The 12,593-nt window shown below is 68.4% G+C and carries 10 protein-coding genes; 2 read left to right on the top strand and 8 right to left on the bottom strand.

All coding sequences use genetic code 11. The features are described from left to right. Window positions 1–61: 61 nt before the first annotated feature. The 7 genes from AB0H50_RS17880 to AB0H50_RS17850 form a co-directional block, all read right to left on the bottom strand. Window positions 62–751, bottom strand: coding sequence for a triacylglycerol lipase (locus AB0H50_RS17880; protein WP_357453277.1), 690 nt, complete (start codon window positions 749–751; stop codon window positions 62–64). A 173-nt stretch (window positions 752–924) separates the two neighbouring features. Then, window positions 925–1,704: a sirohydrochlorin chelatase gene (locus AB0H50_RS17875; RefSeq protein WP_357453274.1), complete on the bottom strand. Its 780-nt coding sequence runs from the start codon at window positions 1,702–1,704 to the stop codon at window positions 925–927. Beyond that, window positions 1,701–2,945 (bottom strand): uroporphyrinogen-III synthase, encoded by a 1,245-nt coding sequence (locus tag AB0H50_RS17870; RefSeq protein ID WP_357453271.1) that lies wholly within the window; start codon window positions 2,943–2,945, stop codon window positions 1,701–1,703. Before AB0H50_RS17870 ends, AB0H50_RS17875 begins: the two co-directional genes overlap by 4 nt. 6 nt (window positions 2,946–2,951) lie before the next feature. Then, a complete protein-coding gene (nirD, locus tag AB0H50_RS17865) occupies window positions 2,952–3,347 on the bottom strand; it encodes a nitrite reductase small subunit NirD (protein ID WP_357453268.1) in 396 nt (131 codons plus the stop codon). 64 nt (window positions 3,348–3,411) lie between these two features. Continuing rightward, complete coding sequence (nirB, locus tag AB0H50_RS17860) at window positions 3,412–5,949, bottom strand: nitrite reductase large subunit NirB (RefSeq protein WP_357453265.1); 2,538 nt, start codon at window positions 5,947–5,949, stop codon at window positions 3,412–3,414. Between the two features lie 28 nt (window positions 5,950–5,977). Next, on the bottom strand, window positions 5,978–7,432 hold the full coding sequence (locus tag AB0H50_RS17855; protein ID WP_357453262.1) for a nitrate/nitrite transporter: 1,455 nt from the start codon (window positions 7,430–7,432) through the stop codon (window positions 5,978–5,980). Between the two features lie 264 nt (window positions 7,433–7,696). Continuing rightward, window positions 7,697–8,845 (bottom strand): MFS transporter, encoded by a 1,149-nt coding sequence (locus AB0H50_RS17850; RefSeq protein WP_357453503.1) that lies wholly within the window; start codon window positions 8,843–8,845, stop codon window positions 7,697–7,699. 173 nt (window positions 8,846–9,018) lie between these two features. Here AB0H50_RS17850 and AB0H50_RS17845 point away from each other — a divergent pair, with 173 nt between their 5' ends. Continuing rightward, on the top strand, window positions 9,019–9,690 hold the full coding sequence (locus tag AB0H50_RS17845) for an FCD domain-containing protein (protein WP_357453260.1): 672 nt from the start codon (window positions 9,019–9,021) through the stop codon (window positions 9,688–9,690). Between the two features lie 256 nt (window positions 9,691–9,946). After that, the gene (locus AB0H50_RS17840) at window positions 9,947–11,422 is read left to right on the top strand and encodes an MFS transporter (protein ID WP_357453257.1); all 1,476 of its coding nucleotides are present in this window, start codon (window positions 9,947–9,949) and stop codon (window positions 11,420–11,422) included. A 258-nt stretch (window positions 11,423–11,680) separates the two neighbouring features. Here the strand turns inward: AB0H50_RS17840 and AB0H50_RS17835 are convergent, their stop codons facing one another. After that, window positions 11,681–12,532, bottom strand: a complete 852-nt coding sequence (locus AB0H50_RS17835) for a TIGR02569 family protein (protein ID WP_357453254.1) — start codon at window positions 12,530–12,532, stop codon at window positions 11,681–11,683. Window positions 12,533–12,593: the final 61 nt, after the last annotated feature.

Genomic DNA, 12,593 nt, shown 5'->3' with positions numbered 1-12,593 from the left:
GACGGCCCCGACCGGTAACAGCGGATACGGATCGAGGCCCTCGTCGCTCCTCGGGGGCCAGTCAGGCCACGAAGTCTCTGACCTGGGCGAAGACGGTGGCATCGCCGAGCAGTGCCACGTGGCCGAGGCATCCGGTCTTGGTGTTGGCCGCGCCGTTCAGGAGCACGCTCTGGTCCGGATTGATGATCTCGTCGCACGGCGACCACCAGGTTCCGTAGGTCACGCCACCCGGCGTTTCGTCGCCGCTGTTCAGGTCGGCGAGAAGGCCCGAACCCGGACGCATCTCCTCGCAGGAGACGTCGAAGCAGCCGTAGGCGATCTCGGTGCCGTGGTTGGGGCCGCCGATGGAGACCCAGTCGTCGACGTAGCGAGTGCCGTCGAGGAATTTCAGGTACCAGCGGCTGTTGAGCCCGCCCATCGAGTGCGAGACGATGTCGATCTTGGACGCGCCGGTGGCGCCCCGCAGGGCGTCGGCCTCGGCCTTCACCTCCTCAGCGATCAGTTCGTTCGACTGGGTGATGTCGTAGCTGAACGCGCGGAGTTCGGCGGAGCTGTAGCCGGCGGCTTCGAAGCGCGAGACCATGCTCTGCCAGTTCCACGCGGCCCCCAGCCAGCCGTGCACGAACAAAATGGGATTCCTGGTGGGCGCGGCGGTCGCGTGTTGCGGCGTGATTGTCAGGGTGGCCGCCGCACTGGCGACGAAAATTATTGCCGTGATGCCGATTCGGCGCATCATCGAGCTGATGTTCATGCTCGGTCTCCTTGCTCGGCTCGTCCTTATCCGACGAGCAGGGCGACCGTAGCAACTCGCGAACCCACGGCATCGCGACTTGAAACCCTTTGTTACTCAGATCTTCGCAGCGTGCCGAGGGCGGTGAGGAAGCTATGAGCGGTGCGAGCGCGAAACGCTCCGGACCGAAGGGCTCAACGTACGCGACTGTCGACCATTTCCCGCACGGCCGCGCTGTACCGATCCGCGATGAGCCGAACAACCGCGGGGTGGACGCCGATCGGCTCGGCGACACCGTCCGCGCCCGCGTCGTGCAGGCGCTGCTGGAACAGGCCGTGCGCGAGCAGGTAGGACGCGATGAACACCCGCCGCGCGCCGGAGGCACGGATTTCCGCGACCACCTCGGGGACGCGGGGCGCGCCGGTGGCGACGAAGCCGATGCGCACCGGCGCGTCGAGGTGCTCGGCCAGCATCGCTGCCGCGCGCCGGACATCTTGGCGCGCACGGGCATCCGAGGAACCCGCCGCCGCGAAGACGACCGCGTCACCGGGCCGCCAGCCCGCCGCGCGCAGCCGCATCGCCATGATCCTGGCCAGCGCCGGGTCCGGGCCCATGGCCGGGGTGACGGCCACCGCCTCGTGCCCGCTCTCGGCGACCTCGCGCGGCACGTCCTGGTAGACGTGGTAGCCGGACGCGAGGAAGGCCGGAACCACCACGGCGGGAACGGATTCCGTCACACCGGTCAGGTCGCGCAGCACCTCCGACGGCGATGGGCCGAGCACATCGACGAAGGCGGTGCGGACCACGGGAGCGTCGGTGCGGGCGCCGCGCCCCGAAATCGCGGCGCCCAGCTCCGGAATCGCCTGCGCCGCACCGAGTTCGCGGGAGACCGCCTCAGCGAGCGCAGCGATCATCTCCACACCCCGTGTGCTTCGGGTGCCGTGCGCCACCAGCACCAGGGCCGGCGTGCTCACCAGCTCCCCATCGCTTGCGGGGTGTACTTGGGAGCCCGAACAGGCGCGCCGACACCGGGCGCCTGCGGCCGCGTCTGCGGCAGCTGGCGCGGATTGTTGTCGGTGCACTCGGCCGGATCCAAGGCGAGCCGGTAACCGCGCTTGACCACGGTCTGGATCGCCTTCGGCGTGCCGAGCCCGGCACGCAGCCTGGCGATCGCCGTCTCCACGGCGTGCGTGTCGTCACCGCCGCCGGGCAGCGCCGCGAGCAAGTCCTCGCGGGAGACCACCCGGCCGGGCTGGCGAGCCAGCGAACGCATCAGCGCCATCGGCGCGGGCGCCAGCTGACGCACCTGACCGTCGACGACGACGCACGCGCCACGCACGCTGATGTTGTGTCCCGCGGCTTGAATCCGGTTGGCGCGCCTGGGCAGTTCCTCGGCCACGTGCCTGGCCAGCGCACCGAGCCGCGCGCGTCCCGGCATCGAGGTCGGCACGCCGAGCTCTTCCAGCGGAGCCGCGGTGATCGGGCCGACGCACGCCGGGAGCACCCGGCCGCGCAGGGCGTGCAGCACACCCTCCAACAACCCGGTTTCCTTGGCGCGCATCAACATCGACGCCACGGCGGGCGCACTGGTGAAGGTCACGCAGTCCAGGCTCGCGGTGACGATGGCCTCGATCAGCTGGTCCATCGGCCCCTGATCGGCGGGCGGAGTCCACCGGTACACCGGCACCGGAACGACATCCGCTCCGGCGCAACGCAATACCTCGCAGAAGTCGGGGACCGGCTCCCACTCGGTGGTGGCGCCGTGCAACTGCACCGCGATGCGCACGCCCTCCACGCCCTCGGCCAGCAGGTGATCGAGCACCTCGGCCGAGGATTCGGAAGCGGGCGACCATTCCTCGCGCAGTTCCGCGGCGCGGATGGCGCCCTTGGCTTTCGGGCCGCGGGCCAGCATGCGGGTGGCGGCCAGCGTGCTGCGCAGGTCTTCGGCCAGCCCCCAGCCTTCGGCCGCCTCCATCCAGCCGCGGAACCCGATGCCGGTGGTGGCCACGGTGATCTGCGGTGGCTCGGCGACCAGTGTCCGGGTGACCCGCTCCAATTCGTTGTCGTCGGCCAGCGGAATGATCCGGATGGCGGGCGCCGACACGACGGTGGCGCCCCTTCTGACCAGCAGGGTGGCGAACTCCTCGGCCCGCCGCGCCGCCGTGATGCCCACCGTGAATCCGGCGAGACAGGCGCCCGCTTCAGTTGTCGTCATGGATGTTCACCCGTCCGAGGAATCGAGCGCCGTCGGCTCGTTGGAAACCGAAACGATGCCGTCGTCGACACGCACCTCATACACCGGCAGCGCCGCCGATTCGTCGTCAAGGCACCGTCCGTCGAGCAACGAGAACGCCTGCTTCAGCAGCGGCGAGGCGACGACGGGCACGCCGCCGCGGTCACCGACGATCCCGCGCGACATGACGGCCGCGCGACCGAAGGGATCGATATTGCCGACGGCGTACACACTGCCGTCGATCAGTCGGAACAGAGCGGCCTGCTGGCCACCCTTCAGCAACACCGCAACGCCGCGGCCGGGTATCAAATAGTCGAGTCGGCAAGCCTGTGTCCAACCGGTGGCCGTAGCTGGCGAGATGCTGGGTGTATCGATCACGGTCATCGGGTTCCTCCTCCGAACGCCTTACTCATTGGTACCGGCGTCCTGTTTCCGCACGGTTAAGTTGTTATTTCCCGTGCGTGGCGGCCGGCATTTGTGGCACACCCAACAGCACCGGCACCTTCCGCTCGCCGCTGTCGTCGAACGAGATGGTCGGGTCGGCCTCTTCCGGCGCGTTGACGAACGAGACGAAGCGCGAGAGCTTCTCCTCGTCCTCGAGCACCGCGGCCCACTCGTCCTTGTAGCCGTCGACGTGCTTGGACATCGCGGCCTCCAGCTCGTCGGCGATGCCGAGGCTGTCCTCGCAGACGACCGCCTTGAGGTAGTCCATGCCACCCTCGAGCGCCTCCTGCCACGGCGCGGTGCGCTGCAGCCGGTCGGCGGTGCGGATGTAGAACATCAGGTAGCGGTCGATGTACTTGATCAGCGTCTCGTCGTCGAGTTCACCGGCGAGCAGCACCGCGTGCTTCGGGGTCAGACCGCCGTTGCCGCCGACGTAGAGGTTCCAGCCGTTCTCGGTGGCGATCACGCCGACGTCCTTGCCGCGCGCCTCGGCGCATTCGCGGGCGCAGCCGGAGACGGCCAGCTTCAGCTTGTGCGGGGAACGCAGTCCGCGGTAGCGCTTTTCGAGCAGCACGGCCATCCCGACCGAGTCCTGCTGACCGTAGCGGCACCAGGTCGAGCCGACGCAACTCTTGACGGTGCGCAGCGACTTGCCGTACGCGTGACCGGATTCCATGCCCGCGTCCACCAGGCGCTGCCAGATCTGCGGCAGCTGCTCGACGCGCGCGCCGAACAGGTCGATGCGCTGGCCGCCGGTGACCTTGACGTAGAGGCCGAACTCCTTGGCCACCTCGCCGATGGTGATCAGCTGCTCTGCGGTGACCTCGCCGCCGGGCATCCGCGGCACCACCGAGTAGGTGCCGTTCTTCTGCAGGTTGGCCAGGAAGTGGTCGTTGGTGTCCTGCAGCGCGGCCTGCTCGCCGTCGAGGATGTGATCGCTCGAGGTGGAGGCCAGGATCGAGGCGACGGTGGGCTTGCAGATGTCGCAGCCGGTTCCCTTGCCGTACTTGGCGATCAGGCCGGAGAAGGTGCGGATGCCGGTGACCTGGACGATCTGGAACAGTTCGGCGCGCGACTGGGTGAAGTGCTCGCACAGCGACTTGGAGACCTCGACGCCGGACTGCTCGAGCAGCTTCTTGAGCATCGGCACGCAGCCACCGCAGGAGGTGCCCGCGTTGGTGCAGCTCTTGATGGCGGGCACGTCGCAAGCGCCATCGGCGATCGCGCCACAGATCGCGCCCTTGCTGACGTTGTTGCAGGAACAGATCTGCGCGTCGTCGGGCAGGGCGTCCGCGCCGAGTTCCGCGCCCGCCGGGGAGATCAGCGAAGCGGGGTCGGCGGGCAGCGGACGTCCGACCAGCGGACGCAGCGCGGAGTAGGCGGAGGCGTCGCCGACCAGGATGCCGCCGAGCAGGATCTGCGCGTCGTCGGAAACGACGAGCTTGGCGTAGGTGCCCTTGGCCGCGTCGTGCAGCACGACCGACAGCGCGCCCTCGGTGGTGCCGTGCGCGTCACCGAAGCTGGCCACGTCGACGCCGAGCAGCTTCAGCTTGGTGGACATGTCGGCGCCGGGGAACTCGCCCGCGCCGCCGAGCAGCCGGTCGGCCACGACCTCGGCGGTGCTGTAGCCGGGGGCGACCAGGCCGTAGCAGACGCCCTCGACCGCGGCGCACTCGCCGATGGCCCAGATGTTCGGGTCCGAGGTCTGCAGGCCCAGATCGGTGATGATGCCGCCGCGCGGACCGACCTCGATGCCCGCGTCGCGGGCGATCTGGTCGCGCGGACGGATACCCGCGGAGAACACCACGAGCGAGGCGTCGATGGTCGACTCGTCGGAGAGGGTCAGCTTCAGCTTGCCCTCGCCCGCTTCCTCGATCGCCTGGGTGCCGACCCCGGTGTGCACGTTCAGGCCGAGGTCGGTGACCAGGCGCTCCAGGATCGCGCCACCGCCCGCGTCGACCTGCGCGGGCATCAGCCGGTCGTTGAATTCGACGACGTGCGGGGTCATGCCGAGCAGACGCAGCGCGTTGGCCGCCTCCAGACCGAGCAGACCGCCGCCGATCACCACGCCGACCGCGCCGGGGCCCGCAGCCTCGGCGCTCGCGCGGATGCCGTCCAGGTCCTCGATGGTGCGGTAGACGAAGCAGCCGTCCAAGTCGTGGCCGGGCACCGGCGGCACGAAGGCGTAGGAACCGGTGGCCAGCACCAGCGCGTCGTAGGCGATGGTGTCGCCCGCCGAGGTGACGACCTTGCGCGCCGCGCGGTCGATGTTCTCGGCGCGCTGGCCGAGGCGCAGCTCGACCAGCGCGTCACCGGCGTACTCGTTGCCGGGCAGCGCGAGCAGGCTCGCGTCCCAGCTGCCGACGTAGGACGACAGTCCGACGCGGTCGTAGGCGGGCAGCTGCTCCTCGCTGAGGATGACGATCTGCCACTGGTCGGCCTCGTCACGTGAACGCAACGCCTCGACGAAGCGGTGCCCGACCATGCCGTGGCCGACGACCACCGCGGTCTTGCGCTGGGTGGGATCGACTGTGGGGTTCATTGTGACCTCCCTGGGGATGGTTCGGGCGTCAGGCGCGAGCCGACGAGTTGGACTTGGTTGCGGCGGCCTCGGCCTCGAGGACCAGCGCCTCGGCCTCGTGCACGACATCGGTGTCGACGGCCATGGTGGGACGGCGGAGGAAGACCAGCCAGGTCACCGCGGCGCAGGCCACGTAGAAGGCCATGAACACCCAGAAGGCGGTTGTCGCCGAGTTGGTCGAGGCGTAGGAGGAGCGCAGCACCAGGTTGATGCCGACGCCGCCGAGCGCGCCGATCGCACCGACGAAGCCGATGAGCGCGCCGGAGGTGTTCTGCGACCAGGCGGCCTGCGCGGCGGGACCGGCGTCCAGGCTCTTGGACTTGGCGTCGAAGACCGACGGGATGATCTTGGTGACCGCGCCGTTGCCGAAGCCGGAGAGCACGAACAGGGCGATGAAGCCGATGACAAGCACGGTCATCACGCCGCCGCTGGCGACGCCGCCGTTGCCGTCGGCGACGGTGCTCGCCACACCGACCATGAGCGTGGCCGCCATCATGGCGCCGAAGACGTACAAGCTCACCTTGCTGCCGCCGATCCGGTCGGCCAGCTTGCCGCCGTAGGGGCGGGCCAGCGAACCGAGCAGCGGGCCGATGAAGGCGATCTGCGCGGCGTGCAGCGCGGCCTGCGCGGCGGTGTCGCCGCCCGCCTTGAAGCTGATCTGCAGGATCTGGCCGAAGGCGAAGCTGTAGCCGATGAACGAACCGAAGGTGCCGATGTAGAGGAAGGCGATGGCCCAGGACTGCGGGACCTTCAGCGCCATGACCATGTAGGAGAGGTCGGCCTTCTGGTTCTTCAGGTTGTCCATGTAGAGCGCGGCGCCGACACCGGCCAGCGCGACGAGCACCAGGTAGATCGCGCAGATCAGCGAGGCGTAGCCGTCGCCGAGCGTCGCGATGACCAGCAGGCCGAGCAGCTGGATGACCGGAACGCCGATGTTGCCGCCGCCCGCGTTCATGCCGAGGGCCCAGCCCTTGAGCCGCTGCGGGTAGAAGGCGTTGATGTTGGTCATCGAGGAGGCGAAGTTGCCGCCGCCGAAGCCCGCGAACGCCGCCACGATCAGGAAGGTGGTGTACGAAGTGCCCGGCTGGTTGACGAAGTACAGCGTCAGCAGGGTCGGGATGAGCAGCAGGAACGCGCTGAAGATGGTCCAGTTGCGTCCGCCGAACCGGGCGGTGGCCACGGTGTAGGGGATGCGCAGGAACGCGCCGACCAGCGTCGGCATCGCGACCAGGAAGAACTTGCCTGCGGGGTCGATGCCGAACTTGTCGGCGGGCATGAACAGCACCATCACCGACCAGATCGACCAGACCGAGAATCCGACGTGCTCGGCGAAGACCGACCAGATCAGGTTGCGCTTGGCAATGTCCTTGCCGCCCGCCTCCCAGGCCGCGACGTCTTCGGCATCCCAGTGCTCGATGTTGTGGTTACGCGTCAGCGTGCTCAACAAGGGCCTCCCAAAATCGGTTGGCCCCAACGGTAGGAAACAGGTATTGCCGAAATGCTGCGGGAAATGACCGTCAAATCAACGGTTGCTCACGATTACCCCGATATCGGGGTGAGTTTCAACCGAATGTTTCACCCGTGTGACACAAGGGTTTCCACGGGTGACAAACAGCCGATTTCGCGCACAGCGGTCAGTGAGGTGTGACGCGCACAGCATGCGCCGCGCCGCGCCGACCCGCAACTCGAACGGCACGGCTCCCGGCGATCAGATCCAGGTGTCCTCGAGCACGCGCGGTTTGCACGCCTGCCACGCGCCCGCGAGCAAGATCAGCACCGCGACGCTCAGCATCGCGAACGGCGCGAGCCAGCCGCCCGTCGCCGAGTGCAGCATGCCGAACAGCAACGGTCCCGCACACGCCACCGCGTATCCGATGCCCTGGGTGAATCCGGACAACGCCGCCGAACCGCGCGGCGTCCTGGTGCGCAGATTGATGAGGGTCAGCGCCATCGGGAAGGTGCTCGGGCCGAGGCCGAGGATCACCACCCACAGCACCGGCGCGCCCATCGGCGCGATCAGCAGACCCGCGAACGCGACGAAGAACAAGGTCGCGCAGACCACGACGACGGGGAACGGGTTGCGAAAACGCGCGACCAGGGTCGGCGCCGAGAGCGCGGCAACCAACCCGACGAGTGCGAACAGACCGACCATGGTGCCGCCGAACGCGGCGCTCGCGCCGGCTTCGCTCAGTATCTTCGGCAGCCAGGCGAAGATCGCGTAGGTGGTCAGCGAGGTCATGCCGAACATGCCGGCCATCCCCCACGCCACCGGCGAACGCCAGGCCTGCCCCGCGGGCTCGTTTTCCGCGTTCACACCGGTGGTGTCGGCCAGGTCGCGGCCGCGCCGAGCGCGCAGCACCCCGAGCCATGGCACCGCGGCGGCGAAACCGAGCAGCGCCCACAGGCCGACCGAGATCCGCCAGCCGTGCGCCTCGGCCACCGGCACGGCGATCAGGGCTGGCACCACGGTACCCAGCTGCACCATGGTGATGTAGAGCGAGCTGATGACCGCGAGCCGGTCCGGGAAGTACCGCTTGACCAGCGGCGGGATCACCACGTTGCCGATGCCCATGCCGCCGAGCGCGAGCGCGGAGAAGATCAGCAGTTCGGCGGTGCCGTGCACCGAGGCGCGGATCAGCATGCCGAGGCCCGCCATCAGCATCGCGGTCAACGCGGTGCGCTCCAAGCCGAGGCGGCGCACCAGCAGCGGCGTCAGCAGGCCCGAGAGGGCGAACATCGCGGTCGGGATCATGCCGAAGACGCCGACGACGGCCGTCGAGTAGCCGATGTCGGCGCCGATCCGCTCGGCCAGGGGGCTGAACGCGGTGACGGCGACGCGCAGGACCAGTGCGGACATCACGATCGCGGTGAGAACGAGCAGTCTGCCCTCGACGAGCGCACGCTTACGCTGCTCGGGGGCGGCGGATTCGTGATGGGTCGCGGTGGCCGGAAGGGTCGCTGTCACCGAGAAATCATAGGATGACCCCATGATCAGCGGCAACAATTTGTGACGGGCGGTACTCTGTTCCGGTGCAACCCGTCCGGCGCACCAGCCTCATCGCCCAGGTAACCGAACAGCTGCGTGCCGAAATTCGTTCCGGCCGTTGGGCTATCGGCTCCCGCATCCCGACCGAACCGGAGCTCACCGAGCTCACCGGTACGGGAAGGAACACCGTGCGCGAGGCCGTCCAAGCGCTGGTGCACGCCGGCATGCTGGAACGACGCCAGGGCTCGGGCACCTATGTGATCGCCGCGTCGGAAGTCGGTGGCACGCTGGGCAAGTACTTCGCCGATGCCGAGGAGCGTGACGTCCTCGAGTTGCGCCTTGCCCTGGACACCACCGCCGCCGCACTGGCCGCGCGCCGCCGCGACGACGCCGACATCGCGAACCTGCGCCGTTTGCTCGAAGAACGCAGCCACCACTGGGACGAGGACACCCGCACCGCCATCACCGTCGATGTGGCGCTGCACCGCGCGATCGTGGTCGCCAGCCACAACGCGGTGTACCTCGAGTTCTACGACTCCTTGCTGCCCACCATCGAACAGGTGATCCGCTCGCGGACTTCGAAATCCGACGACTCCTACGACGCGGAGCACAATGAATTGGTGCAAGCCGTCATCGACGGCGACGCCGATCGCGCCGCGCAAGCCGCGCGCTGCTTCCTCGGATCGCTCATCGCCGAATACCCGGATGCCCGATAATTCCAACCGGTCATAGAGCAGGCGACCAGGTAACCAACCGGTCACCGAGGGCGTTTCCCCCATGTGAGTCGGATTTGCCCGGAACGTCACGGAACGCCATTGGCTCGCAACAACCGGCTTCTACCTTTGTCTCGACCGTACAAGGCAACTCGACGGCCCCTCTGTCGAATGGAGGGGCGTCCCGAGACGAACAACGTCGCAACGGCGCGACGATTGCCGCGATGAGGGTCGGTCGAGCATGATCGAGAGGAAGCCGATGACTGCCACAGTCGCTGCCACCGGCCAGCAGGAATCGTTCAGCCACCAGAAGCGTGGCCGCTGGCTGGAACACTGGGAACCGGACAATGCGAAATTCTGGGAGTCGGGCGGAAAACTGACCGCGCGGAAAAACCTGGCCTTCTCGGTATTCGCCGAGAACCTCGGCTTCAGCGTGTGGGTCATCTGGGGCACCGTGGTGACCAGCATGGGGGCGGCGGGCTTCGACTTCCTCGCCGGGCTCGGCAAGGGCAACCCCACCGCGGTCAGCAACGCGCTGCTGCTCACCTCCACCCCGACGCTCGTCGGTGCGGCACTGCGCATTCCGTACACCTTCGCCATTCCGAAATTCGGCGGGCGCGCCTTCACCGCGTTCAGCGCGGCCATGTTGCTCGTACCGACTCTCGGCCTGGCCTACTTCGTGAACCAGCCTGGCACGCCGATGTGGGTGTTCATGGTGCTCGCGGCGCTGGCGGGCTTCGGCGGCGGCAACTTCTCCTCGTCGATGGCCAACATCTCGTTCTTCTTCCCGGAAGGGAAAAAGGGTGCGGCCCTTGGCATCAACGCCGCGGGCGGCAATCTCGGCGTCGCGCAGACCCAGCTGGTGCTGCCGCTGCTGATCACTCTCGGCACCCATCTCATGGCCAAGGATCCGGCAGGCTACCGCTTCGGTATCACGCTCTCGGTGCTGGTCTGGGTGCCGTTCATCCTGATCGCCACCTTCGGCGCGCTGCGCTACATGGACAGCATCAGCACCGCCAAGTCCGACGGCAAGTCCTACAAGCTGGCGCTCACCAACCGGCACACCTGGGTGATGTCGTTCCTCTACATCGGCACCTTCGGCTCCTTCATCGGGTTCTCCTTCGCGTTTCCCACCCTCATCAAGGCGAACTTCCCCGACCTGGCCAAGATCGGCTGGATCACCACGCTCGGCAACCTGGCCTTCCTCGGCGCCCTGGTCGGATCGTTCAGCCGTCCGTTCGGCGGCTGGGTCTCCGACAAGGTCGGCGGCGCCAAGATCACCGTGTTCGTCTTCGGCGGCATGTCCGTCGCGGTTGCCGCGATCATGGCGGCGCTGGAACTGAAGAGCTTCCCGCTCTATCTGGCCGCCTTCCTCGCGCTGTTCATCCTCACCGGCATCGGCAACGGCTCCACCTACCGCATGATCCCGTCGATCTTCAGCGCGGAGGCCAAGAAGTACGCCGCCGAGCACGGCATGGACATCACCGAAGCCGCGGCGTCGGCCAAGCGACAGGCGGGCGCGGCGATCGGCGTCATCGGCGCGGTCGGCGCCTCCGGCGGATACCTGCTGCAGCAGGCACTTCGCTTGTCCAACATCAACTTCGGCAGCATGGCGCCCGCCTTCTGGACCTACGCGGCGGCCTTCATCGTGATGGCCTCCGTCACCTGGTTCTTCTACCTGCGCTCCTCCTTCGCCGTCGGCCGCGTCCCCTCGCTGGCCTACGCGAAGGTGTAAACCGCACCCGCCGTCCGGTATTCGACCCCGAACCCCGAATACCGGTCAGGGCCAGGCAGCCCGAAACCCCCTCCGGGCCTGCCGAGCCCCCGAATGCCGCTGGGAACAAGGGCCTCCCAGCGGCATTCGGCATTGCCGTGCCTGCATCGTTCGCCCGGTCCGCGCGAAATCGTGGAAGTTTCGGCTTCGTCGGCGGCCAATCGCGCTCTGCCGATCGGCTTTTGGGTCGCTATCGGATTGCGGCGAAACCCGTCCCGGTCACAGCATCAGCCGGACCATGTCCGCGGTGCGGGCCAGCCCGGGGAAGGCTTGGGGTGTGGAGCGGGGATGAAGGGCGTGCACGGCCAAGCGGAACATGACTGCGCGCAACAGCATCTGGGGCCATTCGGGGAGGTCGGACCAGCGGTCGAGCAAGCCGTCGTCGGCGCCGCCCCAGGAGAGGGCGTCGATGACGATGACGCCCGCGGCCCAGGCGACGGGGCGCCAGTAGGGAGTGATGTCGGTGAGGCCAGGGGTGAAGGCACCCGCGAAGAGGACGGTGCCGAACAGGTCGCCGTGCACCAGCTGGGCGGGGGTCTGCACCGGCTTGCGCAGGGTGGCCAGCTGGCCGATGAGTTCCATGCTGCGCCTGCCGTCGGGCGAGGTGGCCGGCATCGCGCCGCCAGCGCGCAGGCTGCGCAGCGGCACCGCCTCCCAGGCGGCGCGGTCGGCGGCCACGAAGACGTCCACGTCGACCCACGGCGCGACCGGCGGTTGCACCAGAAAGCGGGGCCGCTCGAGTTCGGTGGTCGCCTGGTGCAGGCGCAACGAGATCGAGACGACCTCGTCGTGGCGCGGCTCGGGACTGCCTTCCAGGTAGGTGTCGGCGCGCCAGCCGGAGACCACGTAGCGACCGTCGGTGGCGCGCACCGGTCGGGCGACGCGCAACCCGTCGACCTTCAGCGTCTCGCGGATCTTGGCCGACCATGCCGCCCTGGCGTGATCGGCGACCGGGGTCAGCACCACCTCACCGCAGCGCCAACCACCGTCCCAGTCTCCGAGCGGGACCGGCGTCACTTCGCGCAGACCGAACGTGGCGCGCACGTGCTCGGGGGGTTCCACAGAAGTCACGGCCGTACGGTACCGCCGGTGAAGGGCCGGATTCGGACGCCGCGCCGGTCCGGGCGCGCGG

It is taken from the genome of Nocardia sp. NPDC050793, from assembly GCF_040654065.1.
In the GTDB taxonomy this organism is placed as follows: Bacteria; Actinomycetota; Actinomycetes; order Mycobacteriales; family Mycobacteriaceae; genus Nocardia.
The sequence above is the reverse complement of the archived record's forward strand: the minus strand, read 5'-3'. Positions and strand labels throughout refer to the sequence as shown.